The organism is Pseudomonas sp. Z1-14, assembly GCF_051132005.1.
Classification (GTDB): domain Bacteria; phylum Pseudomonadota; class Gammaproteobacteria; order Pseudomonadales; family Pseudomonadaceae; genus Aquipseudomonas.
In genome coordinates, this window is sequence record NZ_CP071646.1 from 5,025,618 (window position 1) to 5,050,895 (window position 25,278).

19 protein-coding genes are annotated in these 25,278 nt (G+C 61.6%); 15 read left to right on the forward strand and 4 right to left on the reverse strand.

Going from position 1 to position 25,278, the window contains the following annotated elements; all coding sequences use genetic code 11:
• Positions 1 to 218 precede the first annotated feature (218 nt).
• From yaaA to J3P89_RS23295, 15 genes are all read left to right on the forward strand, one after another.
• Complete coding sequence (gene yaaA, locus J3P89_RS23225; RefSeq protein ID WP_434695768.1) at positions 219 to 998, forward strand: peroxide stress protein YaaA; 780 nt, start codon at positions 219 to 221, stop codon at positions 996 to 998.
• 810 nt (positions 999 to 1,808) lie between these two features.
• Positions 1,809 to 3,125 (forward strand): nucleotide sugar dehydrogenase, encoded by a 1,317-nt coding sequence (locus tag J3P89_RS23230; protein ID WP_305496603.1) that lies wholly within the window; start codon positions 1,809 to 1,811, stop codon positions 3,123 to 3,125.
• Between the two features lie 100 nt (positions 3,126 to 3,225).
• Complete coding sequence (alg8, locus tag J3P89_RS23235; RefSeq protein WP_370870998.1) at positions 3,226 to 4,707, forward strand: mannuronan synthase; 1,482 nt, start codon at positions 3,226 to 3,228, stop codon at positions 4,705 to 4,707.
• Between the two features lie 35 nt (positions 4,708 to 4,742).
• Positions 4,743 to 5,912, forward strand: a complete 1,170-nt coding sequence (locus tag J3P89_RS23240; protein WP_305496605.1) for an alginate biosynthesis protein Alg44 — start codon at positions 4,743 to 4,745, stop codon at positions 5,910 to 5,912.
• A 15-nt stretch (positions 5,913 to 5,927) separates the two neighbouring features.
• On the forward strand, positions 5,928 to 7,412 hold the full coding sequence (gene algK / locus J3P89_RS23245) for an alginate biosynthesis TPR repeat lipoprotein AlgK (protein WP_434569717.1): 1,485 nt from the start codon (positions 5,928 to 5,930) through the stop codon (positions 7,410 to 7,412).
• A gap of 5 nt (positions 7,413 to 7,417) precedes the next feature.
• A complete protein-coding gene (locus J3P89_RS23250; RefSeq protein ID WP_305501346.1) occupies positions 7,418 to 8,902 on the forward strand; it encodes an alginate export family protein in 1,485 nt (494 codons plus the stop codon).
• 26 nt (positions 8,903 to 8,928) lie between these two features.
• Positions 8,929 to 10,521: a mannuronan 5-epimerase AlgG gene (algG, locus tag J3P89_RS23255; RefSeq protein ID WP_434695769.1), complete on the forward strand. Its 1,593-nt coding sequence runs from the start codon at positions 8,929 to 8,931 to the stop codon at positions 10,519 to 10,521.
• 12 nt (positions 10,522 to 10,533) lie between these two features.
• The gene (locus tag J3P89_RS23260) at positions 10,534 to 11,985 is read left to right on the forward strand and encodes an alginate O-acetyltransferase (RefSeq protein ID WP_434631471.1); all 1,452 of its coding nucleotides are present in this window, start codon (positions 10,534 to 10,536) and stop codon (positions 11,983 to 11,985) included.
• Between the two features lie 23 nt (positions 11,986 to 12,008).
• A complete protein-coding gene (locus tag J3P89_RS23265; RefSeq protein WP_434631474.1) occupies positions 12,009 to 13,133 on the forward strand; it encodes a mannuronate-specific alginate lyase in 1,125 nt (374 codons plus the stop codon).
• Between the two features lie 213 nt (positions 13,134 to 13,346).
• Positions 13,347 to 14,912, forward strand: coding sequence for an MBOAT family O-acyltransferase (locus J3P89_RS23270; RefSeq protein ID WP_434625921.1), 1,566 nt, complete (start codon positions 13,347 to 13,349; stop codon positions 14,910 to 14,912).
• Between the two features lie 11 nt (positions 14,913 to 14,923).
• Positions 14,924 to 16,099 (forward strand): alginate O-acetyltransferase, encoded by a 1,176-nt coding sequence (locus tag J3P89_RS23275; protein WP_305496611.1) that lies wholly within the window; start codon positions 14,924 to 14,926, stop codon positions 16,097 to 16,099.
• Positions 16,100 to 16,113: 14 nt separating this feature from the next.
• Positions 16,114 to 16,779 (forward strand): alginate O-acetyltransferase AlgF, encoded by a 666-nt coding sequence (locus J3P89_RS23280; protein ID WP_434625923.1) that lies wholly within the window; start codon positions 16,114 to 16,116, stop codon positions 16,777 to 16,779.
• A gap of 150 nt (positions 16,780 to 16,929) precedes the next feature.
• Entirely contained in the window at positions 16,930 to 18,381 is a 1,452-nt protein-coding gene (locus J3P89_RS23285) for a mannose-1-phosphate guanylyltransferase/mannose-6-phosphate isomerase (RefSeq protein ID WP_434569722.1), read from the forward strand.
• Positions 18,382 to 18,583: 202 nt separating this feature from the next.
• On the forward strand, positions 18,584 to 19,048 hold the full coding sequence (locus J3P89_RS23290; RefSeq protein WP_434695770.1) for a multidrug transporter: 465 nt from the start codon (positions 18,584 to 18,586) through the stop codon (positions 19,046 to 19,048).
• A 30-nt stretch (positions 19,049 to 19,078) separates the two neighbouring features.
• A complete protein-coding gene (locus J3P89_RS23295) occupies positions 19,079 to 19,903 on the forward strand; it encodes an SDR family oxidoreductase (RefSeq protein WP_434695771.1) in 825 nt (274 codons plus the stop codon).
• Positions 19,904 to 20,188: 285 nt separating this feature from the next.
• Here the strand turns inward: J3P89_RS23295 and J3P89_RS23300 are convergent, their stop codons facing one another.
• From J3P89_RS23300 to J3P89_RS23315, 4 genes are read right to left on the reverse strand one after another with little or no spacing between them, the layout of a single operon-like run.
• Positions 20,189 to 21,052 (reverse strand): efflux RND transporter periplasmic adaptor subunit, encoded by an 864-nt coding sequence (locus J3P89_RS23300; RefSeq protein WP_434695772.1) that lies wholly within the window; start codon positions 21,050 to 21,052, stop codon positions 20,189 to 20,191.
• Positions 21,053 to 21,062: 10 nt separating this feature from the next.
• The gene (locus tag J3P89_RS23305; RefSeq protein ID WP_434569726.1) at positions 21,063 to 21,263 is read right to left on the reverse strand and encodes a DUF1656 domain-containing protein; all 201 of its coding nucleotides are present in this window, start codon (positions 21,261 to 21,263) and stop codon (positions 21,063 to 21,065) included.
• Entirely contained in the window at positions 21,253 to 23,433 is a 2,181-nt protein-coding gene (locus J3P89_RS23310) for an FUSC family protein (protein ID WP_434695773.1), read from the reverse strand. Before J3P89_RS23310 ends, J3P89_RS23305 begins: the two co-directional genes overlap by 11 nt.
• An 11-nt stretch (positions 23,434 to 23,444) precedes the next feature.
• Positions 23,445 to 25,040, reverse strand: coding sequence for an efflux transporter outer membrane subunit (locus J3P89_RS23315; protein ID WP_434695774.1), 1,596 nt, complete (start codon positions 25,038 to 25,040; stop codon positions 23,445 to 23,447).
• Between the last annotated feature and the right edge of the window lie 238 nt (positions 25,041 to 25,278).

Genomic DNA, 25,278 nt, shown 5'->3' on the forward strand with positions numbered 1-25,278 from the left:
GTGGCGAGGGAGCTTGCTCCCGCTGGGTCGGTCCGACGCTTCGGGCGCAGCGGCCCCAGGATCTTACGGTCGCTGCGCAACCGAGCGGGAGCAAGCTCCCTCGCCACAAGGGCTTCTCTGCAATCCATCCGCCCACCACCCATCCCCTATCACCTCAATAGCTGGAGTCCACCCGGACAACCCCCTAGAATCGCCGCACCCTTAAAGGAGACGTTTGCATGCTGATGGTGATTTCCCCCGCCAAGACCCTCGATTACGAAACACCGCCGGCCACCGAGCGTTTTACCCAGCCGCAGTACCTGGATCACTCCCAAGAGCTGATTGAACAATTGCGCGAATTCTCGCCAGCGCAGATCAGCGAGTTGATGCACGTCTCCGACAAGATCGGCGGCCTCAATGCCGCGCGATTCGGCAGCTGGAACCCGGCGTTTACCCCGGCCAATGCCAAACAGGCGTTGCTGGCGTTCAAGGGCGATGTGTACACCGGCCTCGACGCGCAAAGCCTCGGTGAAGCCGATTTCGACTACGCCCAACAGCACCTGCGCATGCTCTCCGGTCTCTACGGCCTGCTGCGTCCGCTGGACTTGATGCAACCTTATCGTCTGGAGATGGGCACGAAGCTGACCAATGCCCGGGGCAAGGACCTTTATGCATTCTGGGGCACCCGCATCAGCGAATGGCTGAACGAAGCCTTGGCCGATCAGGGCGACGACGTACTGTTGAACCTGGCTTCCAATGAATACTTCTCGGCGGTCAAGCGCAGTGCACTGAAAGCCCGCGTCATCGATGCCGAGTTCAAGGATCTCAAGAACGGCCAATACAAGATCATCAGTTTCTACGCCAAGAAAGCCCGGGGCTTGATGAGCCGGTTTGTCATCGAGCAGCGCATCAACGATCCCGTGCAACTCAAACACTTCGATGTACAGGGCTATCGTTACAACGCCGAACAATCCTCCCCGGACAAGTTGGTCTTTTTGCGCGACCACGCCCCGCAATAACGCAACACCGGTTTCAGGCCCCGATAAGGGGCCTCGATCATCCCGCTATATGTCATCTCACTTCCCCACCGCACTTGACACTTTCTTGGCGTCAACAAAACAAACACCCCCTGCTCTAACTTTTCTTTCACTCGACAAATGTCAGATTTTTCCGTAGTGGCACGGAAATTTTTCATCAGTAGTGGCACAAAACTATCTACCCCCGCCAACTCCCCGAAACTAAAGGGCAAAAGCACGCGTGCTATCAATTTGAGAGCAGTGCCATCTAGGCAAATATTTCGAAAAATTTCGAAAATGGCGATGAGCGGATCGGAACTATGTGAAATTGCACGGCTCATACCACCCGTAACGATTCTCGCCGAGTGTGTACGAGATAACTTACGTGGCACGTCGTCCGAAGTAACCGAGTTGTCACGACAATTTAGCGAAACGGTCGTCTAATTGGATCCACCCTTAAAAGGACGGGAGATAAAGCACCATTTGTATCCCCTACAAGGCCAAGGCTGCGCCCCTATAACGTGCTCACCCGAGCACACAAGCTTCTGATTTTGTGGGCTTTTTGCCAGAAATCGGAAAGTGAACGACCGTTGCACGAACGTCCCGCCAACGAGGACTGGCTGCATAACAGGGCAGGTCATAACAACTAGGCCGCTTTGCGCACAACTTGAGTGCATTTATTTAGACACTCGGAACTTAGTATGCCTGCACACGGCACTGTGGCGCCTGCATTCCACACTTCCGAGTGCGCGATGACCGCTGAACACTTATTAACTCCGGCCATTTGATGGCGTGAAAACAGAGGTAAATGCGATGCGCATTAGCATATTTGGTTTGGGTTACGTCGGTGCAGTATGTGCCGGTTGCCTGTCTGCACGGGGCCATGATGTAGTTGGCGTAGATGTCGCCAAAGACAAGATCGACATGATCAACGCCGGTAAATCACCGATCGTTGAGCCGGGCCTGGGCGAGCTATTGGCGCAAGGCATTCAAACAGGTCGCCTGCGCGGTACTACCAACTTCGCCGAAGCTATTCGTGATACTGACCTGTCGATGATTTGCGTCGGTACACCGAGCAAAAAGAACGGCGACCTGGAACTGAACTACATCGAAGCCGTGTGCCGCGAGATCGGTTTTGTCCTGCGTGACAAGACCACCCGTCACACCATCGTGGTTCGCAGTACCGTACTGCCGGGCACCGTGGCCAATGTGGTCATCCCGATCCTCGAAGACTGCTCCGGCAAGAAAGCCGGCGTCGATTTCGGCGTCGCGGTCAACCCTGAGTTCCTGCGTGAAAGCACCGCGATCAAGGACTACGACCAGCCGCCAATGACCGTCATCGGCGAGTTCGACAAAGCGTCGGGCGACGTCCTGCAATCGCTGTACGAAGAACTCGACGCACCGGTCATCCGCAAGGACATCGCTGTCGCCGAGATGATCAAGTACACCTGCAACGTCTGGCACGCCACCAAGGTGACCTTCGCCAACGAGATCGGCAACATCGCCAAGGCCGTCGGCGTCGATGGTCGTGAAGTGATGGACGTAGTCTGCCAGGACAAGGTCCTGAACCTGTCCCAGTACTACATGCGTCCAGGCTTCGCTTTCGGCGGCTCGTGCCTGCCAAAAGACGTGCGCGCCCTGACCTACCGTGCAGGCTCGCTGGACGTGGAAGCGCCGCTGCTCAACTCGCTGATGCGCAGCAACGAATCCCAGGTGCAGAACGCCTTCGACATCGTCTCCAGCCACGACAAGCGCAAAGTCGCCCTGCTGGGCCTGAGCTTCAAGGCCGGCACCGACGACCTGCGTGAAAGCCCACTGGTGGAACTGGCGGAAATGCTGATCGGCAAGGGTTTCGACCTGAAGATCTACGACAGCAACGTCGAATACGCACGCGTCCACGGTGCGAACAAGGATTACATCGAGTCGAAGATTCCTCACGTCTCGTCCTTGCTCAATTCCGACTTCGACGCGGTGATCGACAACTCCGACATCATCATCCTTGGTAACCGCGACGAGAAGTTCCGCGCGCTGACCGAGAACGTACCGGAAGGCAAGCAGGTCATCGACCTGGTTGGCTTCATGTCCAAGGCCACCTCCCCGAGTGGCCGGACCGAAGGCATCTGCTGGTAAGTCTGTTAGCCGGCCGGGGCTTGCCCCGGCCGGCCTTTCGCCTGCCTTAACCCATCGGGCCGCCCACAAGGCCCGCCCGAGATAGAGACGGATGCAGATTATGCACAGGCTAAAGCACGGCCTGCTTCAGGCCGCCGGTTGGCTGTTTTACTTGAGTTTATTGATGGGCATCGCCACGGCGCTGCCCACGTCCACGTTCGACTCCGAATCGAAGGATTTCATCTTCCTGATCGGCGCCGTGGGCATCTGGCGTTATTCCATGGGCGCGACGCATTTCGTGCGCGGCATGATTTTCCTGTACATCGTCTACCCACACCTGCGCCGCAAAGTGCGCAAGCTGGGCAAGGCGGCGGATCCGTCCCACGTCTACCTGATGGTCACCAGCTTCCGCATCGATGCGCTGACCACCGCCCAGGTCTACAGCTCGGTCATCCGCGAAGCCATCGACTGCGGGCTGCCGACCACCGTGGTCTGCTCCATCGTGGAAATGTCCGACGAACTGCTGGTCAAGAGCCTCTGGGCCCGCATGAACCCGCCAGAGCACGTCAAGCTGGACTTCGTGCGCATTCCCGGTACCGGCAAGCGTGACGGCCTGGCCTTCGGTTTCCGTGCCATCTCCCGTCACTTGCCGGACGACCGTGCCGTCGTGGCCGTGATCGACGGCGATACCGTCCTGGCCGAAGGCGTCGTGCGCAAGACCGTGCCGTGGTTCCAGCTGTTCGGCAACGTCGGCGGCCTGACCACTAACGAGTTCTGCGAAGTGCGCGGCGGCTACATCATGAGCGAGTGGCACAAGCTGCGTTTCGCCCAGCGTCACATCAACATGTGCTCCATGGCCCTGTCCAAGCGCGTGTTGACCATGACCGGGCGTATGTCGGTGTTCCGCGCCACCGTCGTGACCAACCCGGACTTCATCGCCGACGTCGAAAGCGACTCGCTGCAACACTGGCGCCTGGGCCGCTTCAAGTTCCTCACCGGCGATGACAAGTCGAGCTGGTTCAGCCTGATGCGCCTGGGCTACGACACGTTCTACGTGCCGGACGCCGCCATCAACACGGTTGAGCACCCGCCGGAAAAAAGCTTCATCAAGGCGAGCCGCAAACTGATGTTCCGCTGGTACGGGAACAACCTGCGGCAGAACTCCCGGGCATTGGGCCTGGGCATGAAACGTCTGGGCCTGTTCACCTCGGTAGTGCTGTTCGATCAGCGCGTATCGATGTGGACCTCGCTGCTGGGCCTGACCGTGGCGATCATCGCCAGTGTCAAGTACGGCACCGCGTTCATCCTGGTGTACCTGCTGTGGATCGGCATCACGCGGTTGCTCCTGACCCTGCTGCTGTCGTGCTCCGGACACCGGATCGGCCCGGCCTACCCGGCGATTCTCTATTACAACCAGATCGTCGGCGCGCTGGTGAAGATCTACGTGTTCTTCCGCCTCGATCAACAATCCTGGACTCGCCAGCCCACCCACCTGACCCGTGATCTCGCCAGCTTTCAACGTTGGTTCAACACTTGGTCGTCTCGGACCATGACCTTCTCCGCCGGCAGCATCTTTGTCGCCGTGCTGCTGACGATGGTCTGACCGGACTTGAATGAATTAACTAGGAAATCGCCCCTATGAACACCGCCGTGAATGTCAACGTAGTGCATGAATCCGAAGCCCAACGCCAACACGCCCGGGTCAAAATCCCGGCCAAGTTGCGCTTCTTCGGCCCCGACCGTACGCCGATGGAAGTCAAGGTTCTCGACCTGTCCGCCGGTGGGTTGTGCTTCAACGCCGGCCAACTGCCGCTCAAGGTTGGCGAGACCTACAAGGCGCGCCTGCAGTTCGTGATCGACAACCTCGGCCTGGCCATGGACGTCGAATTGCAGATCCGTTCCTACGACCGCCAGACCGGCCGCGCCGGTTGCCAGTTCCAGAACCTGGAGCCGCGGGACATCTCGACACTGCGCCACATCATCACCTCGCACCTGGCCGGCGACATCGTCGGCGTCGGTGATGTGCTGGCGACCCTGCAACGCGACAACTTCACCAAGGCTCGCAAGCAGAAAGATGAAAACGGTGGCATGAGCGCCTTCGGTCGCCTGCGCGCCGTGACCTTCAGCCTGGGCATCTTCATTGTCGGCCTGGCGGCATTCGGCTTCATCTTCAAGTCGGTGTACGGCATGTACTTCGTCAGCCACGCCCAGGCCGGCATCGTCAACGTACCGGGCATGGCCATCACCATGCCGCGCGACGGCACCGTGCAAAGCCTGGTCAAGGCCGACGGCCTGGCCGCCAAGGGCGCCCCGCTGGCGACCTTCAGCACCAGCATGCTCGACGTGCTCAAGGGTCACCTGGACGACAACCAGCTGCAGCCAGCCAAGGTCGAGGAACTGTTCGGCAAGCAAATGACCGGCACCCTGACCTCGCCATGCGATTGCATCGTGGCCCAGCAACTGGTTTCCAACGGCCAGTACGCCAGCAAGGGTGACGTGATCTTCCAACTGGTTCCTCGCGGCGCCGAAGCCAACGTCGAGGCACGCTTCTCCTATCGCCAGTTCGGCGACGTGCGTCCAGGCACCCCGGTCAGCTTCCAGGTAGCCGGCGAAGACGCCACCCGCACTGGCAAGATCGTCAGCAGCACCAGCCTGAAAAGCGCCGACCTGTCTTCCGATATCCGTGTGCTGATCCAGCCTGACGAAGCCCTGGACAGCGCGCTGGCCGGCCGTCCGGTAGAAGTCGTCAGCGACCGTGGCCCGAACTTGAACTGGCTGATCGACAAAGCCATGGCCGTCGGTCTTTAAGTCGAGGAAATGCCCGTGACCATTATAAAAATCCTTAACACCCCACAGAGCCTGTGGGAGCGAGCCAGCTCGCGAAAGGATCAACGCGGTCAGGATGATGCGCCGCAAGCCCGTTTCCAAGTGGGGACCCTCTGCGCCTTGGCACTGGCCGTGAGCTTGGCCGGTTGCGCCGGCCTGCCCGACCAGCGCCTGGCCAACGAAGCCCTCAAGCGCGGCGACACGGCGTTGGCGCAGCAGAACTATCAGCAACTGGCAGACCTGGGCTACAGCGAGGCCCAGGTGGGCCTGGCCGATATCCAGGTGGACAGCCGCGACCCCGAGCAGATGAGAAAGGCCGAGGCGACCTACCGCGCCGCCGCCGACATCTCGCCGCGCGCCCAGGCTCGCCTGGGTCGCCTGCTGGTGGCCAAGCCCGGTTCCACCGAAGCTGAAAAGCACGAAGCCGAAGGCCTGTTGAAAAAAGCCTTTGCCAACGGTGAAGGCAATACGCTGATCCCGCTGGCGATGCTGTACCTGCAATATCCCCACAGCTTCCCGAACGTCAACGCGCAGCAACAGATCAGCCAATGGCGCAGCGCCGGTTATCCGGAAGCGGGCCTGGCGCAGATCCTGCTCTATCGCACCCAGGGTACGTACGACCAGCATCTGGACGAAGTGGAAAGAGTCTGCAAGGCCGCCTTGGCGACCACCGACATCTGCTACGTCGAACTGGCCACGGTCTATCAGAAACGCGGCCAGCCGGAACAGCAGGCCGAGCTGATCAAGCAGATGCAGGCCGGTCACGCTCGCGGTGTGGTCTCGGCCCAGCGCGTGGACAGTGTCGCGCGTGTCCTGGCCGATTCCAGCCTGGGCAAGACCGACGAGAAAACCGCTCAGTCGCTGCTCGAAGGCATCGCGCCCGGCAACCCTGCTTCCTGGGTCAGCCTGGCGCAGCTGCTCTACGATTTCCCCGAGTTGGGCGACGTCGACAAGATGATGCAATACCTGGAAAACGGCCGCGCCGCCGACCAGCCGCGCGCCGAGCTGTTGCTGGGCAAGCTGTACTACGAAGGCAAATGGGTACCCGCCGACGCCAAGGTCGCCGAGGCGCATTTCCAGAAAGCCGTGGGCCGTGAAGTGGCCGCCGATTACTACCTCGGCCAGATCTATCGTCGCGGCTACCTGGGCCAGGTGTACTCGCAAAAGGCCCTGGATCACCTGCTCAAGGCCGCCCGCAACGGCCAGAACAGCGCCGACTACGCCATTGCCCAGCTGTTTTCCCAAGGCAAGGGCACCAAGCCCAACCCGGTCAACGCTTATGTGTTCAGCCAGTTGGCCAAGGCGCAAAACACCCCGCAAGCCATCGAGCTTGCCCAGACCCTCGAAGAACAATTACCGCCGGAACAACTTGCACAAGCGCAACGCCTGCTACAACAAGAGCAGGCCATTCGCGGCGCCATGAGCCCCGATACGCTGGAACTGCAAGCCCTAAAAGAAGATGACGGCGAGGAACCTCTATGAAGCTTTTGAAGCTCAATCCTTTTGTACAGGCCGGTATTGGCCTGTCGTTTGCCCTGCTGTGGTCCTGCCCGACCCTGGCGGCCCTGACCGATAGCAAGAACTTCGGCCTGGAAGTGAAGATCACCGGCCAGTCCGAAGATGACCGCGACCTCGGCACCCAGCGTGGTGGCGACGTCAACGGCATCGGCCTCGACCTGCGCCCTTGGGTCTACGGCGAAAGCGGTGCGTGGAGCGCCTATGCCATGGCCCAGGCCGTGACGTCCACCGACATCATCGAGACCGACACCCTGCAACAGTCGGACGACGCGACCCAGCAAACCGACAGCGGCGACCGCGAGGCCAAGAAAAGCTACCTGGCCATGCGCGAATTCTGGATTGGCTACCGGGGCCTGACCCCTTATCCGGGCGAGCAGTTGAAGTTCGGCCGCCAACGCCTGCGCAATGACGACGGGCAATGGCGCGACACCAACATCGAAGCCCTGAACTGGACCTTCGACACCACGCTGTTGCGCGCCAACCTGGGCGTCGCCGAGCGGTTCAGCGAATACCGCACCGACCTCAAGGAGCTGTCGCCCCAGGACAAGGACCGTATGCATGTCTACGGTGACGTCGGCTATCAGTGGATGCCAGGCCAATGGGCCGGGATCCGTGCCCACCACAGCCATGACAGCGGCAGCCTCGACTACCCGGTCCCGGGCCAGGCCACCGACACCCTGGACAAGACCCAGAACGGTGATCTGACCTGGCTCGGCCTGGAAGCCAACAGCGACGCCTACAACTGGCGCAACACCAATACCGTCAACTACTGGGCAAGCGTCACCGGCATGACCGGCGACCGCGACACCGTCAACCCGCTCAACGCCGACGGCACCCGCCCCGCGCAGCTCAAGCGCAGCGACGACGTCGACGGCTGGGCCACCGACCTGGGTATCCGCCTGCGCCTCGACCCGCAATGGCAAGTCGGTGCGGCCTATGCCCGCGCCAGCGAGGACTACGAACAGAACGGCCTGCAAAGCAACCGCTCGAACTTCACCGGCACCCGCTCGCGCGTGCATCGTTTCGGCGAGGCGTTCCGTGGCGAGATGGCCAACACCCAGAGCGCCAGCCTGTTCGGTTCCTGGCAGCTGCGTGACGAATACGACGCCAGCCTGGTGTACCACAAGTTCTGGCGCGTGGACGGCAACAAGGCAGTGGGCAGCAACGGCATCAACGCCGTGGAAAACAACACCGATGACGTGACCGGCGCGATCCTGTCCACCTCGTCCCTGCCGCTGCGCGACGGCAACAAGGACCTGGGCCAGGAAGTCGACCTGGTCGTCACCAAGTACTTCAAGCAAGGCCTGCTGCCGGCTGCGCTGAGTCAATCGATTGATGAGCCGTCGGCGCTGGTGCGCTTTCGTGGCGGCGTGTTCAAGCCAGGCGACGCCTACGGCAAAGAGGTCGATTCGTACATGCATCGCGCCTTTGTCGACGTGATCTGGCGCTTCTGATGCGAACGGCCATGGGAGTGCCCGATATGAACCACTACCTCAGGAACAGCCAGGCGATGAAAGGTTCGATCAGCCTGTTGGCCGCAGCCATGCTGCTGGCCGGCTCGTCGGCGTTCGCCAACGTTGAACCGGTGGTCAAGCCGGGCAACGTGGTCAAGGAACTGCAGCAAGCCAAGACCTACACCGTCAGCAGCGCGCCAACCGCACCGCTGGAACTGGCCGCACCGACCCTGCCCGACCTCTCCGGCTACACCGCCGAAGCGGTCGCGGCGAAGATCGTGCGCAGCAAGCCCGGCAAGGTCAGCGTGCGGCGGATGATGCAGGAAAACGCCTTGAAGGACTTCATCGGCGGCGACAACAAGATGGCCGAGTGGGTGGTGCGCCAGCACGGCATCCCGCAGGCCATCTTCATCGACGACGGCTACATGAACCTCAAGGATCTGGTCAAGAAGGTGCCCAAGCAGTACCTCAAGGAAACTTCGCCAGGCGTCTTCCTGGCGCGGATTCCGATTGTCGTGGGCGAAAAAGGCATCCTGGAAATCGATAAGCAGACCCAGGAACTGCGCCTGTCCCAAGAGGGCGGCTCGTTCCTGGTCAACGATGGCCGGATGTTCATCCGCGACACCAAGGTCACCGGCTGGCGAGAAAAGGACAACGGCCCCGCGACGTTCCGTTCGGCCAACGAGTTCCGGCCGTTCCTGCTGTCCTGGGGCGGCACCGAGACCTACATCGTCAACACCAAGATGGCCAGCTTCGGCTACGCCAACAGTAAGTCGTATGGGGTGAGTATTTCCCAGTACACGCCGAACATGGCCAAGGTCCTCAAGCGCCCGGAACCGACCGGCTGGATCATCGGTTCCGAGTTCTCGGACATGTGGTACGGCTTCTACTGCTACGAAACCAACGATTTCGTGGTCAAGAGCAACACCTACAAAGACAACATCGTCTACGGCATCGACCCCCACGACCGTTCCCATCGGCTGATCATTGCCGACAACACCGTCTACGGGACCAAGAAGAAGCACGGGATCATTATTTCCCGTGAGGTCAACGACAGCTTCATTTTCAACAACCGCAGCTACGACAACAAACTCTCGGGCCTGGTGATCGACCGTAACAGCGTGAACAACGTGATCGCCTACAACGAGATCTACAAGAACCACACCGACGGCATCACGCTTTATGAGAGTGGTGACAACCTGTTGTGGGGCAACAAGGTGATCAGCAACCAGCGCCACGGCATTCGGATTCGTAACAGCGTGAACATCCGCTTGTACGAAAACCTGTCCATGGCCAACGGCCTGACCGGGCTCTACGGCCACATCAAGGACCTCTCCGACACCGACCGGGACATCAAGCTCGATCCGTTCGATACCGAGGTGTCGCTGATCGTGGTCGGTGGTGAATTGGCCGGCAACGGCAGCGGCCCGTTGTCCATCGACTCGCCATTGAGCGTCGAGCTGTACCGCGTGTCCATGCTCGCGCCGACCAAATCCAGCGGCATCAGCTTCACGGGGATCCTTGGCGAACGCCAGGACGAAATCCTCGATCTGCTGGTGCGCCAGCAAAAAGCCGTGCTGATCGACCCTGTCGAACGCCAGACCGAAATGCGGGACTGAGGAATGACCTTTATGAACCCACAGATGATTAAACTTCTGGGCCTGTCCGCCCTGACTGCCGGCATTCTCGCCGCCGCAAGCGGCGCGCGCGCCGATGAAGTCAAAGCACCGACCTTTACCGCCGAACCCTGCTGCAACCTGTGCCCGGCTGCCCATGACGCGAAGAACTACACCACGCGCTACCAGCAAAACTTCACCACGCTGGTGCAAGCCCAGGGTGACTGGCTGTTCCGTACCCAGGAAGACCTGCGTACCGAGTTCAATACCACGCCGGCCGGTTACAAGCGCATGCAGCAACTGCACGATGCCTTCAAGAAAAAAGGCGTCGAGCTGGTGATCGTCTACCAGCCGACCCGTGGCCTGGTGAACCGCAACAAGCTCAACCCGCAGGAAAAGGCTTCCTTCGACTACGAAAAGGCCCTGGCCAATTACAAAACCATGCTCGGCCGTTTCGCGCAGATGGGTTACGTGGTGCCGGACCTGTCGCCACTGACCAACGAAAACCTGCCCGAAACCCTGCCGGCCCACGACTTCTACTTCCGCGGCGACCAGCACTGGACCCCGTACGGCGCCCAGCGCACGGCGAAGATCGTGGCCGAGAAGGTCAAGCAGATCCCGGCTTTCGCTGATATTCCCAAGCAGGAATTCGAGACCAAGAAGTCTGGCCGCATGGGCAAGACCGGCACCCTGCACAACATGGCCGGGCAACTCTGCGGCACCAGCTATGCGATCCAGTACATGGACCAGTTCACCACCGAGCCCAAGGGCGAGGCTGGCGACGGCGACCTGTTCGGCGATTCCGGCAATCCGCAGATCACCCTCGTGGGCACCAGCCACAGCGGCAAGAACTACAACTTCGCCGGTTTCCTGCAAGAAGCCATCGGCGCCGACATCCTCAACGTGGCCTTCCCGGGCGGCGGTTTCGAGGGCGCGATGATCCAGTACCTGGGCAGCGAAGAGTTCCAGAAGAACCCGCCGAAGATTCTCATCTGGGAATTCTCGCCGCTGTATCGCCTGGACCAGGAAACCATCTACCGCCAGATGATGGCGTTGCTGGACAACAACGGTTGCGAAGGCAAGCCGGCGCTGATGAGCAGCAAGGCCAAGCTCAAGCCGGGCAAGAACGAATTGATGGTCAACAGCAAGAATATGGACCTGCGTAACGGCAGTCACCAGATCGACATCCGCTTCACCGACACCTCGGTGAAAACCTTGCAAGCCACCCTCTGGTACATGAATGGGCGCCACGAGGACATCAAGATCGAAAAACCGAACACCTCCGAAACCGACGGGCGTTTCGCCTTCCAACTGCGCACCGACGAAGACTGGGCCTCGCAGAACCTCCTGGCTCTAGAGGTCCAGGGTCCTGAAGCCGGTAAAGAGCCACTGCAAGTGGAAGCGAAAGTCTGCAAACGCAATGCATCTCCGCAAGCCGAGCAACAAACGGCTCAAATCGGACAATGAGGTCTCGTCTCATGACCAGAACCATGCGCACCCGAACGTTGAAAACGCTGTTGGCGCCATCGCTGCTGACCCTGGCGATATTCGCCGGGGCCACGCAGGCCGCGGCTCCACTGCGCCCGCCGCAGGGCTACTTCGCACCGATTGAAAAGGTCAAGGAAGGCTCCGGCGGCCAGGGCTGCGAAGCCGTGCCGACGCCTTACACCGGCTCGCTGCAGTTTCGCAGCAAGTACGAGGGCTCCGACAAGGCTCGCGCGACGCTGAACGTGCAGTCGGAAAAAGCCTTCCGCGACAGCACTGCCGACATCACCAAGATCGAGCGCGGCATCAGCAAGCAGGTGATGCAGTTCATGCGCGACGGTCGCCCCGAGCAACTGGAATGCACCCTGAACTGGCTGACCGCCTGGGCCAAGGCCGATGCGTTGATGTCCAAGGATTTCAACCACACCGGCAAGTCCATGCGCAAATGGGCGCTGGGCAGCATGGCTTCGGCCTATGTGCGCCTGAAGTTCTCCGAGTCGCGCCCGCTGGCGAACCACCAGGAACAGGCGCAACTGATCGAGAGCTGGTTCAGCAAGATGGCCGACCAGGTCGTCAGCGACTGGGACAACCTGCCGCTGGACAAGACCAACAACCACTCGTACTGGGCCGCCTGGTCAGTGATGGCGACCGCCGTGGCGACCAACCGTCGTGACCTGTTCGACTGGGCCGTCAAGGAATACAAGGTCGGCGTCAACCAGGTAGACGCCGAAGGCTTCTTGCCCAACGAGCTCAAGCGCAAGCAACGCGCCCTGTCCTATCACAACTATGCCCTGCCGCCGCTGGCGATGATCGCCAGTTTTGCCCAGGTCAACGGCGTGGACCTGCGCCAGGAAAACAATGGCGCCCTCAAGCGACTGGGCGACCGGGTGCTGGCCGGGGTGGAAGACCCGGACATCTTCGAAGAGAAGAACGGCGACGAGCAGGACATGAAGGATCTGAAGATCGATTCGAAATTCGCCTGGCTCGAACCGTTCTGCAGCCTCTACACCTGCTCCGAGGACGTGCTGGAACGCAAGCATGAAATGCAACCGTTCAAGACCTTCCGCCTCGGCGGCGACCTGACCCGGGTGTATGACCCTTCGCGGGAGAAAGGCGAAAAAGGTAGTTAAGACTCAACACATTTCCTGTGGCGAGGGAGCTTGCTCCCGCTGGGGTGCGTAGCGCCCCCAAGCCTGACGATGCGACTGCTTCGCAGCCGAGCGGGAGCAAGCTCCCTCGCCACAGGTAAGCAAGTGTTCGAAATGTAATAGCCCCCCGGTTTTCATGGGGGGGTTTGGGGGGGCTCTGGCCCTTGACTGTTGATTCAACATGGAGAGATCGGGATGGTATTTTCATCCAATGTGTTCCTGTTCCTGTTCCTGCCGATCTTTCTCGGCTTGTACTACCTGAGCGGGCAACGCTATCGCAACCTGCTGCTGCTGATCGCCAGCTACGTGTTCTATGCCTGGTGGCGGGTGGACTTCCTCGCCCTGTTCGCCGGCGTCACCCTGTGGAACTACTGGATCGGCCTGAAAGTCGGTGCCGCCGGCGTGCGCACCAAGCCGGCCCAACGTTGGCTGCTGCTCGGCGTGGGCGTGGACCTGGCCATCCTGGGCTATTTCAAGTACGCCAATTTCGGTGTCGACAGCCTCAACGCGATCATCACCGGCTTCGGGCTGAACCCGTTCATCCTGACCCACGTACTGTTGCCGATCGGTATCTCGTTCTACATCTTCGAGTCCATCAGCTACATCATCGACGTGTATCGCGGTGACACACCGGCCACTCGCAACCTGATCGACTTCGCGGCATTCGTGGCGATCTTCCCGCACCTGATCGCCGGCCCCGTGCTGCGTTTCCGTGACCTGGCCGACCAGTTCAACAACCGCACCCACACGCTGGACAAGTTCTCCGAAGGCTGCACGCGCTTCATGCAGGGCTTCATCAAGAAAGTGTTCATCGCCGATACCCTGGCGGTGGTGGCCGACCATTGCTTCGCCTTGGAGAACCCGACCACGGGCGATGCCTGGCTCGGCGCGCTGGCTTACACCGCGCAGCTGTACTTCGACTTCTCCGGCTACAGCGACATGGCCATCGGCCTGGGCCTGATGATGGGTTTCCGTTTCATGGAAAACTTCAAGCAGCCCTACATCAGCCAGTCGATCACCGAGTTCTGGCGGCGCTGGCACATCAGCCTGTCGACCTGGCTGCGCGACTACCTCTACATCACCCTGGGCGGTAACCGCAAAGGCACGCTGATGACCTATCGCAACCTGTTCCTGACCATGCTGCTCGGTGGTCTGTGGCACGGTGCGAACATCACCTACGTGATCTGGGGTGCCTGGCACGGCATGTGGCTGGCCATCGAAAAAGCGGTGGGTATCGACACCAACCCACGCAGCATCAACCCGATCCGCTGGGCATTGACCTTCCTGCTGGTGGTGATGGGCTGGGTGATCTTCCGTGCCGAAAACCTGCACGTCGCCGGTCGCATGTACAGCGCGATGTTCAGCTTTGGTGACTGGTCGCTGTCGGAACTGACCCGCGCCAACCTCACCGGCCTGCAGATCGCTACGTTGGCGGTGGCCTACATCACCCTCGCCTTCTTCGGCCTGCGCGACTTCTACACCAATCGTCCGCCGGTCAAGGCCAAGCCTGAAGAGAGCACCGAAGCCAATGGGCCTGCCACTGCGCAACCGGGACTGATCAAAGCCGTACCGGGTGACAACCCGTCGACCATCCATGAACCAGGCTACACCGTCGGCGTCGAAGCCCAGGTGCAACCGGCCTACTGGACCGTGGACTGGTCGCGCTACGTGATGCGCACCCTGGTATTGGTGTTGTTCATCGCCTCGATTCTCAAACTGTCGGCGCAAAGCTTCTCGCCGTTCCTTTACTTCCAGTTCTGAGGGATCCGGACATGACCCGCTCATTACGCATCTTCTACGTCGCACTGTTCATGCTGATACTGACAGCGCTGGGTATCTGGTCGATGCGCAGCTTCCTCGGCTTCAGCACCAACCCCGATGCGACCGTGCTCAACGGTCGCTGGGCCAAGGCAGTGGAAACGCATTACGACGAAGAATTCCCGATCAAACGCCTGGGCACCAACATCTGGGCGGCGCTGGACTACAAGCTGTTCAACGAGGGCCGCAAAGGCGTGGTCCTGGGCCGCGATCAGTGGCTGTTCAGCGACGAGGAATTCAACCCGATCGTCAACGAAGACCAGAACCTGCAAGGCAACTACGCGCTGATCGAAGGCGTGCGCCAGAAGCTCAAGGAGCAAGGCATTACCCTGGTCATGGCCATCGTGCCGGCCAAGGCGCGGCTGTATCCGGAGCACCTGGGTGAAGTGAAGCCTTCGAGCATTCACGCCAACCTGTACCAGGATTTCCACGCCCGTGTCGCGGCGGACAAGATCCTTGCCCCTGACTTGCTCGCCCCGCTGCAACAGGCCAAGCAAAGCGGTCAGCAAGTGTTCCTGCGCACCGACACCCACTGGACTCCGGAAGGCGCGCAAATCGCTGCGGAACATCTGGCCAAAGCGATTGCCGAACGCACACCACTGAATGGTGAGCCACAGCGTTTCGTCACAGAGCCTGCGGAAAAAATCATCCACAAGGGCGACCTGCGTCAGTTCCTGCCGCTGGACCCGCTGTTCGAAAACCTGATGCCAGCCCAGGAACCGCTGGTCAAGCGCAACACCCGCGAAGCCGACGACCAGCCGGCCAGCGAAGACGCACTGTTCGCCGATGCCCAGGTGCCCGTGGCCCTGATCGGTACCAGCTACAGCGCCAACCCGAACTGGAACTTCGTCGGTGCACTCAAGCAAGCCCTGCACAGCGACGTCGTCAACTACGCCGAAGACGGCCATGGCCCGATTCTGCCGATGCTCAGCTACCTCAAGAGCGACGCCTTCAAGAACAGCCCGCCGCAAGTGCTGATCTGGGAGTTTCCTGAACGTTATCTGCCCGTGAACAACGAGATCGGCGACGCCGATCCGCAATGGGTCGCCGAGCTCAAACAAGCCGGCGCCCGCCAACAGAACGTAGCTGCAAACACACAATCCGAGACGCCCGACCGGGCGCAAAACTGAAAGAGAGGTCCACCATGACTTTCAACACTACTCCTCGCCGTCTCGCTGCTCGCTCCTTCAAGGCCGTTGCCCTGGTCGCCAGCATGAGTGCCCTGTCCTTCTCAGCCTTTGCCGGTGACTCGGCCCTGTATGGCCCGGTCGCGCCAAAAGGTTCGAGCTTCGTGCGGATCTACAACGCCAGCAACGCCGAAGTCAGCGCCACCGTCGGCAGCACCAATATCAGCGACGTGGCCCCACTGGCCAGCAGCGACTTCAGCTTCATGCCTGGCGGCGACTACAGCGCCAAGGTGGGCAGCCAGACCGTACCGGTTAAACTGGCCTCCGATCACTATTACACCCTGGTCAACAACGCCAGCGGCCAGCCACAACTGATCGAAGAGCCACCGTTCAAGAACAAGCAGAAATCCCTGGTCCGCATGCAGAACCTCAGCGACAAGCCGCTGACCCTCAAGACCGCTGATGGCAAGACCGAAGTGGTTCCGAACGTAGCGGCCAAGGGCCGTGGCGAACGTGAAATCAACCCGGTGAAAGTGAGCCTGGCACTGTACGAAGGCGACAAGAAAGTCGGCGACGTCAAGCCTGTTGCCCTGGAGCGTGGCGAAGCGGCCGTGCTGTACGTAACCGGCTCCGGCAGCAGCCTGTCGCCAGTCTGGGTGAAACGCCCGGTGTCGACCCGCTGATGAGTTTTCCTGACTGACGCCCTGCCTGTGGGAGCCAACCTGCTCCCACTTTGAACCGAGGCGTCATTCAGGCACGGAACAACAACAAGAGAGTGAAACGACAGAACGCAGTAGCTCTGAAACCATTTCGATTTTGTAGGAGTAACACACATGATTCCGGTGATCTTGTCAGGTGGTAGCGGCTCACGTCTTTGGCCGCTTTCGCGCAAGCAATTCCCTAAACAGTTCCTGGCCCTGACCGGCGAACACACCCTGTTCCAGCAGACCCTCGAGCGCCTGGTGTTCGAAGGCATGGACACGCCGATCGTGGTCTGCAACAAGGACCACCGCTTCATCGTCAACGAGCAGCTGTCGGCCCGCAACCTGGAAGCCCAGCGCATCCTGATGGAACCGTTCGGTCGCAACACCGCACCTGCCGTGGCCCTGACTGCGATGATGCTGGTCAATGAAGGCCGCGACGAACTGATGCTGGTGCTGCCGGCCGACCACGTCGTCGAGGACCAGAAGGCCCTGCAACGCGCCCTGGCGCTGGCCACCGTGGCCGCCGAGCGTGGCGAAATGGTGCTGTTCGGCGTACCGGCGACCAAGCCGGAAACCGGTTATGGCTACATCAAGTCGACCAACGATGCCCTGCTGCCTGAAGGCGTCAGCCGCGTTTCGCACTTCGTCGAAAAACCCGACGTCAAGCGCGCCACTGAGTTCGTCGATGCCGGCGGTTACTTCTGGAACAGCGGCATGTTCCTGTTCCGTGCCAGCCGCTTCCTCGAAGAGCTGAAAAAGCACGATCCGGACATCTACGACACCTGCCTGCTGACTCTGGAGCGCAGCGAGCAGACCGCCGACACCATCACTTTTGACGAAGCCACTTTCGCCTGCTGCCCGGACAACTCCATCGACTACGCCGTGATGGAAAAAACCCAACGCGCCTGCGTAGTGCCGCTGTCGGCCGGCTGGAGCGATGTCGGCTGCTGGTCGTCGCTGTGGGAAGTCAATCCGAAGGACGCCAACGGCAACGTCACCAAGGGCGACGTCGTGGTGCAGGACAGCCGCAACTGCATGATCCACGGCAACGGCAAGCTGGTGTCGGTGATCGGCCTGGACAACATCGTCGTGGTCGAAACCAAGGACGCCATGATGATCGCCCACAAGGACAAGGTCCAAGGCGTGAAGCAGATGGTCAACACCCTCAATGCCCAGGGCCGCACCGAAACCCAGAACCACTGCGAAGTCTATCGTCCATGGGGTTCCTACGACTCGGTGGACATGGGCGGTCGTTTCCAGGTCAAGCACATCTCGGTCAAGCCGGGCGCGTGCCTGTCGCTGCAGATGCACCACCACCGCGCCGAACACTGGATCGTGGTCAGCGGCACCGCCGAAGTGACCTGCGACGAGAATGTGTTCCTGCTCTGCGAAAACCAGTCGACCTACATCCCGATCGCGTCGGTCCACCGCCTGCGCAACCCGGGCAAGATCCCGCTGGAAATCATCGAAGTGCAGTCCGGTAGCTACCTGGGCGAAGACGACATCGAGCGCTTCGAAGACATCTACGGTCGCTCCACCCCGATCGAACGCGGCGTGTCGGTGAAGACCATCGCCCAGTAACAACTAGTAGCAACGATCAGTAGTAACGATCGGCAACAAAAGATCAGTCGTACAAGAAGCCCCCGTCCAGCCCACTGCGTCCCCTATCCGCAGCGGGTTGGGCGGGGGCTTTTTCCTAGGCGTTCGGTGACCCATCCAGGGAGCAATACCCATGGCCCGCCCCCTTCGGTAGGATGTGGCGACGGTCACGGAGGCTTCAACCATGTTTATCGGCGTCTTGCTGGTCATCACCTGGCTCATCCTGCTGTTGCGCTACCCGGCCAAGGCATTGCCGGTGTCCCTGGCGGCGTTTGTCGGGTTGGGGCTGGTGGCGGCATGGGTACTCTGGGAAGAGAACCGGGAAACCCGGCAACTGGCACGTCTGGACCTGCGCGTCACGTTCGCTCCTGACCAGTGCCCCGCCGATCGCCCACTGCTGCTGAAAATGCGTAACGGCAACGACGTGCCCCTGACCGAACTGCGCTGGCGAATCGCAGCCTATGCTCCCGGCGATACCATCAACCTGGCGGACAACCTCTACAGCTCACCGCGCTACCGCGGCCCTGGCGAATTGCAACCCGGCGCCGACTGGCAGGACTGCCTGCCGATACCGCCACTGCGCCCCGGCTACCGCCCGCAGACCTTGGAGTTTCGTGCCGAGCGACTGCAAGGTAGTTTCTCCAACTGACCCTCCCATTTTTTGCACAAGGAAAGCGCCATGCCCGTTGCGTTGATCACCGGTTGTTCCAGCGGCATCGGCCGCGCCCTCGCCGAGGCTTTCAAGGCCGCCGGTTACCAGGTCTGGGCCAGCGCGCGCAAGGATGACGACGTGGCGCAGTTGCGCGCCGCCGGGTTCACCGCGGTACAACTGGACGTCAATGACGCTCAGGCGCTGGAACAGCTCGGCGAGCGAATCAACCAGGAACATGGCGGCCTCGATGTGCTGGTCAACAACGCCGGTTATGGCGCCATGGGCCCGTTGCTGGATGGCGGCGTGCCGGCCATGCAGCGTCAGTTCGAAACCAACGTGTTCGCCATCGTCGGCGTGACCCGCGCGCTCTTTCCGGTGCTGCGCCGGGCGAAGGGGCTGGTGGTGAACATCGGCAGTGTTTCCGGTGTGTTGGTCACGCCATTTGCCGGGGCCTATTGTGCCTCCAAGGCAGCGGTGCATGCGTTGAGCGATGCGCTGCGCATGGAACTGGCGCCGTTCGGGATCCGCGTGATGGAGGTTCAGCCCGGTGCCATTGCCTCCAGCTTCGCAAAAAATGCCGGGCATGAAGCCGAGCAGTTGATCAGCGAACAATCGCCCTGGTGGCCCCTGCGTGACGGTATCCGCGCCCGCGCCAAGGCCTCCCAGGACAACCCCACCCCCACCGCCGAATTCGCCGCCGCGCTGCTCAAAGCCGTGCAACAACCCAAACCACCGCGCTTGTTGCGTCTGGGCAACGGCAGCCGGTCCTTGCCGTTGATGGCCGGTCTGTTGCCCAAGGGGTTGCTGGAGAAAGGCTTGATGAAGCGGTTCGGGTTGGGTCGGTCGTTGTAACTATCAAGGCTTGCAAGCTTTGCTGTTGTGGCGAGGGAGCTTGCTCCCGCTCGGCTGCGCAGCAGTCGCAATCCGGCTGATGCGGTTTACCTGACGCACCGCAGTGGCTGGTTTGGGGCGGCTTCGCCGCCCAGCGGGAGCAAGCTCCCTCGCCACGGGTGAACGAAAATCCAAGAGCAACTGGTAAAAAAGTGGGAGCGAGCCTGCTCGCGAATACGGTCTCACATTCAACATTGATGTTGGCTGAACCACCGCTTCCGCGAGCAGGCTCGCTCCCACAGGGGCTCAGCGCTTGTCGTGGGGTTCTACCACCACCGTACAGGTCATCCCCGCCGCCAGCAGCACGCCGTCCGGCACTTCGTCCAGATGAATACGCACCGGCACCCGCTGGGCCAGGCGCACCCAGTTGAAGGTCGGGTTCACGTCGGCAATCAGTTCCCGGCTCTCGGGGTTGTCGCGGTCGTAGATGCCCCGGGAGATACTTTCCACGTGCCCCTTGAGCAATTCGCCACTCATCAACTGCAACTGCGCGGCATCGCCGACCTGCACCTTGGGCAACTTGGTTTCCTCGAAGAAGCCATAGACCCAGAACGAATTCATGTCCACCACGGCCATCTTCGCCTCGCCGATGCGCGCATAGTCGCCACGGTGCACATTGAGGTTGGTGACGTAGCCGTCCACCGCCGCACGGACCTCGGTGCGAGCCAGGTTCAGCTCGGCCGCCTCCAGCTGCGCCTGGGCGTGCTGGTAATCAGCCAGGGCCGAGTCGGCGGTATTGCTGGCGTCGTCACGGTTCTCCCGGGAAATTACCAGGCTGTCCAGGTCGGCGCGCCGATGGGCGTTGACCTTGCGCATCTCCCAAGTGGCCTTGCGGGACGCCACCAGGGAACGCGCCTGCTTGAGCGCAATGCGGTAATGCTCGGGGTCGATGCGCATCAGCAAGTCCCCCTTCTTGACCAACTGGTTATCACGCACCGGCACCTCGATCACTTCGCCGCTGACGTCGGCGGCGACGTTGATGATGTCGGCCCGGACCCGGCCATCGCGGGTCCATGGGGTGTTCATGTAATGCACCCACAACGTCCGGCCGATCCACAGCGCAAGCGCCAGCACCAACAGCGTCGCCAGCAGGCTGAAAAATTTCTTCATCGCATCGATCTCAACGGTAGACCGTCAGCGCCAGCGCGCCGAACAGGCAAGTGAACAGGCTCAGGCGCAGCAGCGCCGGATGCCAGAAAAAACGGTACAGATCCAGCCCCGAGAGGAAACGATCCAACGCCCAGGCGAGGCCGGCGGCGATGAAAAACATCAGGGTCATGGTCGGCATGTATACGCCGTGGAAGGCGATCTCACGGAGCATGTTCAGGTTCCTGGGGCAGCGACGCGGCATAAGCCGCCAAGGGTGATTGCGGGTCCATTAGGGAGGTACGGATGAAGTGCAGGTAGCTCTTTACCCGGCGCAGGGCGGAGGTGTCGAAATGCGGGGCGAAAGGTTCGTCGGTGGCCTGGACCCGGCTGATGGCCTGGTCCACCGCGACCAGGGCGCGCTCCAGATTGTTCTGGCCGGGCTGGCGGAACAGCCGCACCAGCGCCCGCCCCATCACCCGGATCGCCTGGCGCCATGGCTGGCTTTCGGCATAGGCCGGATGCACCGGCAGCGTCGACTGTTCCTTGCGCAACTCGATGATCGCGTGGCCGACTTCCAGCACCACGAACATCCAGCGCAGCAAGTCCCGTTGCACCCGGGGCTGTCCCGCCGCCAGCCCGTAGGCCTGGTGCAGCAGATCGCGGGTACGGCTCTCGAATCCCGACGCCAGGCCCTTGAGCTTGCCGCTGATGGCGAACACCACTTGTTCGCGCAAGTCCTGTTCCAGCCGGCGCCACATCCAGCGGCTGTTGGGCGGCAGGATGATCGCCCCGGCAGCCGCACACACCAGCATGCCGAGGATCATCGCGAGGTAGTCGTTGATGAAGGCGTAGGGGTTGTAGACCGTCAGGTTGTCCGGCACCGAGCCGGTGCTGAAAAAAATCAGCAGGCCCAGCCCGACCCCGGCGTATTGCGCACGTGAGCTGAGGAACGCGCCCAGCATGATCACGGGCGCCAACATCACGCACAGCAAGGGGAAGCCGTCGATCAACGGGAAGATGAAGAACATCTCGACGAACCCGATCAACGCCCCGAACAACGTGCCGCAGGCCATCTGGAACGCCATGCGCTTGGGGTTCGGCGTGGCGGCCGACAAGCCCACGGTGGCGGCGGCGATCATCGTCATGGTCGCACCGCTCGGCCAGGCCGTGGCGACCCAATAGCTGCCCAGCACCACCAGGATGAAGGCAGCACGAAAACCGGCAGCCGCGGCGGCCAGGCCATTGGTCTGCGACACAAAGGGTTCGTCCCAGCGCTCACGTTCGTGGCGGTGATCGGCCAGTGACGCGTGGGTCTGGGCGTAGCCATGCAGGTCTTCGACGAAGCGATAGAGCAATTCGTATGCAGTATGGAAATCCAACTGCTGCGCCTCGCTGGGATCCGTCTCCTGAAACTGTGCCCGCAGCTGGCGCACCCGAGCCGGCAAGTCGGCCTTGTAGGCCGCCAGCGCCGCCGCCAGGTGCGTCGCATCGGCATCGGTCAAGGCCCGCGCGCTGAAGCCGTCGAGCAATTCGGCGAGGGTTTGCAAACCGGGTTTGATCGCGTCCACCACCGCGTCCGCCGCGCCGTTGCGCAAGCGTTCAAGCAACTGATGCAAGGCATTGAAGCGCGTGGTAACGCCCATGAATTCGCTGTTCAGGCGACTGAGTCGGCCGTTGCGCCGGCGCATGTGCGGGTCTTCGAACACGGTCACGCTGCGCAGGCTTTCCAGGCCCACCGCCTCGGCGATGAAAGCGACGTTGCGTGCCTCGAATGCCTCGGGTTGGCTGCGTCCGCGCAAGCCATCGGTGACGAACAGGGCGAACACCCCGAAGCGCTGGTAGAGCGCGTTGCGCATGGCCGCGCTCGCGGTTTGCGGCAGGATTGCAGCGCTCACCGCGGTGGCGCAGAGAATCCCCAGGGCAATCTCCAGCACCCGCCACACCGCCGCCATGAAAGCCCCTTCCGGATGGGCCAGGGCCGGCAGGCCGATCATCGCCGCGGTGTACCCGGCCAGCACAAAACCGTAGGCGCGAAAGTTGCGATAACGCGCTGCTCCGGCCGAACAGATGCCGACCCAGATCGCCAGGCAGCCGAGAAACAACTCGGTGTTCTGGGCGAACAGGGCGATCAGCGCCACCATCACCGTCGAGCCGGCCAAGGTGCCGAGCAGGCGATAAAAACTCTTGGCGAAGACCTGGCCACTCTGGGGCTGTATGACGATGAACACGGTGATCATCGCCGTACGCGGTTGCGGCAACTCCAGGCGCATCGCCAGCCACAGCGTCAGGAACGCGGCGAGCAATACCTTGAAGATGTAGACCCAGGTCACCCCATCGCTGCGGGCCCAGTCGAAAAAGCCACGGCGCCATTCGAGGCGATGAAGCCGAAGTAAATACGTCACGGAAGGCCTGCTCAGCATCGTGGCGAGGGAGCTTGCTCCCGCTTGGGTGCGCAGCATCCACCTGAAGGGACGGCGCGGCACCCATCTGAAGAACCTGGGGCTGCTTCGCAGCCCAGCGGGAGCAAGCTCCCTCGCCACAGGGGAGCGCCTGCCACAGGCATGTCGCTGCCGGCCTCCAGCCCGCCGCCCAATGCGGTGACCAAATCGGCATGGGCGCTCAGCCGCGCTGCCTCTACCTGCTGTTGCACCTGTTGTTGCTTGAACAGCAGGCTCTGGGCGTTGAGCACGTTGAGGTAGTCGGTGAGCCCCCGCTGGAACGCCACCAGCGCAATGTCGTAGGTGCGCTGGGCGGCGGCCACCGATTCGGCGGCGAAGGCCTGCTGCTTGTCCATCGACTCACGGCGAATCAACTGATCGGAAATGCTCTTGAGGGCATTCACCAGCGTCTGGTTGTAGCGCGCCACGGCGATGTCATAACCCGCCGCAGCCTCGCCCAACTCGCCACGCAGGCGTCCGCCATCGAAGATCGGCAGCGAAATCGCCGGGCCGACGTTGTAGGTGAGCTTCTTGCCTGTCAGGAACTCCAGCGCCCCACCGCCAGTAGCCATGTAACCCAGGCTACCGACCAAGTCGACGTTGGGGTAAAAACCCGCGCGCGCCACCTCGACTCCACGGGCCTGGGCCGCCACCTGCCAGCGCGCGGCAACCACATCCGGGCGCTGGCCGAGCAGTTCGGCGGGCAATGCCGATGGCAGTTTCAACGGAGCCCCCAGCGCCAGGCTCGGCCGTTGCAGGCGCGCGCCGTCGCCCGGGCCCTTGCCGGCCAGCGCCGCCAGTTGATTGCGGCTCAGGGCAATGGCTTCGTCGAGAGCGTCGAGCTGACGATGGGTTTCCGGCAATGGCGCCTGGGCCTGGCTGACTTCGAAATGGGTGCCGATGCCACCGTCCAGACGCTTTTGCGCCAGTTCGAGGATCTGCTCTTGCTGATGGAGGGTCGCGGCGATGATGTCGCGTTGGGCGTAATGCAGCGAAAACCGGATGTAGGCGCGCACGATATTGTCCTGCAGTTCCAGCTGCGCTTGCCGCGCCTCGGCGACGCTGACATGGGCCAGGTCGACGGCCCGCTCGCTGGCGCTGCGCTCGCGGCCCCACAGGTCCAACGCATAGCTCAGGCCCAGGGCGGCGTTGTTGTCCCACGTGGTGGTGTTGGCCAGTTCGCCGGGGCCATAAAACTGATCGGTGGGCCAGTTGTGGCGCTTGAGGGCCGACTCGCCATTGATCTGCAGCGACTCGGCGGCCTCGGCGACACCCGCCATGGCCTTGGCCTGGCGCACCCGGGCGACGGCCATGGCCAGGCTCGGGCTGTCTCGCACGGCCAGGTCAATCCAGCCGTCCAGTTGCGGGTCACCATAGGCTTTCCACCACTGGCGGGTCGGCCAGTGAGCATCGCGGGCGGCCTCGCGTATCGCCGCATCGGTCGCCAACTGGTTGGCCAACAAGAGCTCGCCTTGCGGCGCGATTCCTCCCGTCCCGATACAACCGCTGAGAGTCAGCGTCAAAACCCAAACACTGAGAGTCTTCAGCTCTCTGCTGATGCAACGCGGCACGGGCGCAATATTCCTGAGGTGGAGAGGCAAGAAGAGACGATAAGAATTTCGCCCTGGTACACGCCTGTGGAAGCGAGCCTGCTCGCGAAAGCGGCCGCGCAGACACACCGAGGACAACTGGGGTGCCTGTTTCGCGAGCGGGCTCGCTCCCACAGGATCCTGGACTGGCGGCAATTCTAGGCATCGCCCCCAACGGCGATAAGCCGACCTTTCTGCGAATCTTTGTTACCGTTATCGT

Bases quoted from the DNA above. Each gene is read 5' to 3' on its own strand.
- J3P89_RS23270 (WP_434625921.1), top strand. From the start codon at position 13,347: ATGGTATTTTCATCCAATGTGTTCCTGTTCCTGTTCCTGCCGATCTTT.
- algG (WP_434695769.1), top strand. From the start codon at position 8,929: ATGAACCACTACCTCAGGAACAGCCAGGCGATGAAAGGTTCGATCAGC.
- J3P89_RS23230 (WP_305496603.1), top strand. From the start codon at position 1,809: ATGCGCATTAGCATATTTGGTTTGGGTTACGTCGGTGCAGTATGTGCC.
- J3P89_RS23290 (WP_434695770.1), top strand. From the start codon at position 18,584: ATGTTTATCGGCGTCTTGCTGGTCATCACCTGGCTCATCCTGCTGTTG.
- J3P89_RS23295 (WP_434695771.1), top strand. From the start codon at position 19,079: ATGCCCGTTGCGTTGATCACCGGTTGTTCCAGCGGCATCGGCCGCGCC.
- J3P89_RS23280 (WP_434625923.1), top strand. From the start codon at position 16,114: ATGACTTTCAACACTACTCCTCGCCGTCTCGCTGCTCGCTCCTTCAAG.
- J3P89_RS23300 (WP_434695772.1), bottom strand. From the start codon at position 21,052: ATGAAGAAATTTTTCAGCCTGCTGGCGACGCTGTTGGTGCTGGCGCTT.
- yaaA (WP_434695768.1), top strand. From the start codon at position 219: ATGCTGATGGTGATTTCCCCCGCCAAGACCCTCGATTACGAAACACCG.
- J3P89_RS23265 (WP_434631474.1), top strand. From the start codon at position 12,009: ATGCGCACCCGAACGTTGAAAACGCTGTTGGCGCCATCGCTGCTGACC.
- J3P89_RS23260 (WP_434631471.1), top strand. From the start codon at position 10,534: ATGAACCCACAGATGATTAAACTTCTGGGCCTGTCCGCCCTGACTGCC.
- J3P89_RS23240 (WP_305496605.1), top strand. From the start codon at position 4,743: ATGAACACCGCCGTGAATGTCAACGTAGTGCATGAATCCGAAGCCCAA.
- J3P89_RS23305 (WP_434569726.1), bottom strand. From the start codon at position 21,263: ATGCTCCGTGAGATCGCCTTCCACGGCGTATACATGCCGACCATGACC.
- alg8 (WP_370870998.1), top strand. From the start codon at position 3,226: ATGCACAGGCTAAAGCACGGCCTGCTTCAGGCCGCCGGTTGGCTGTTT.
- J3P89_RS23275 (WP_305496611.1), top strand. From the start codon at position 14,924: ATGACCCGCTCATTACGCATCTTCTACGTCGCACTGTTCATGCTGATA.
- J3P89_RS23285 (WP_434569722.1), top strand. From the start codon at position 16,930: ATGATTCCGGTGATCTTGTCAGGTGGTAGCGGCTCACGTCTTTGGCCG.